Raw genomic sequence first — 710 nt, forward strand, 5'->3', positions numbered from 1 at the left:
TATCAAGACTACTAATTATCAAGAATTAGCCAAAGCCATAAATTTGGCGTTCAGTCAAGTTACATCATCAAATATTTTTAACTGGTTTACACACTGCTGTTATTGTACCTCATCTTTCTGAGAAAGGCTATATAACCAAGGAGTCGATCGCTATAATGCAGGAGATTTAGAAGGGGCGATCGCAGCCTTCGAGAATGCCTTAGAAATTGACCCCGAAGACTACGATGCCTGGAACGGGCGGGGCATTACCCTAAATGGTTTAGGCCGCAACAGTGAGGCGATTATAGCCTTGGAGAAAGCCTTAGAAAGTAACCCCAAATTCCACTTTGCCTGGAACAACCTGGGCCTTACCCTAAATGATTTGGGTCGCAAAAGTGAGGCGCTCACAGCCTTCGAGACAGCCTTAGAAATTGACCCCAAATTCCACATGGCCTGGAACGGGCTGGGCAATGTTCTAAGAGATTTGGGCCACAAAAGTGAGGCGATCGCAGCCTTCAACCAAGCCTTAGAAATTGACCCCAAATTCCACTTTGCCTGGAACAACCTGGGCAGTACACTAAATAATTTGGGCCACAAAAGTGAGGCGATCGCAGCCTTCGAGACAGCCTTAGAAATTGACCCCAAATTCCACTTTTCCTGGAATGGGCTGGGCAGTACACTAAATGATTTGGGCCGCTACACAGAGGCGATCGCAGCCTTGGAGAAGGCCT

At 47.0% G+C, this 710-nt stretch carries 1 protein-coding gene and 1 pseudogene; both read left to right on the forward strand.

All coding sequences use genetic code 11. From position 1 onward, the window contains the following. Positions 1–139 precede the first annotated feature (139 nt). Positions 140–274 (forward strand): annotated as a pseudogene (locus QUA43_RS30930) (tetratricopeptide repeat protein); the annotation flags it as partial. 15 nt (positions 275–289) lie between these two features. Further along, positions 290–710, forward strand: a 421-nt coding sequence (locus QUA43_RS22155) for a tetratricopeptide repeat protein (RefSeq protein ID WP_333376542.1), incomplete at its 3' end; no start/stop codon positions are given.

The sequence above is a fragment of the Microcoleus sp. N9_B4 genome, from assembly GCF_036701635.1.
Taxonomy (GTDB): Bacteria; Cyanobacteriota; Cyanobacteriia; order Cyanobacteriales; family Microcoleaceae; genus Microcoleus.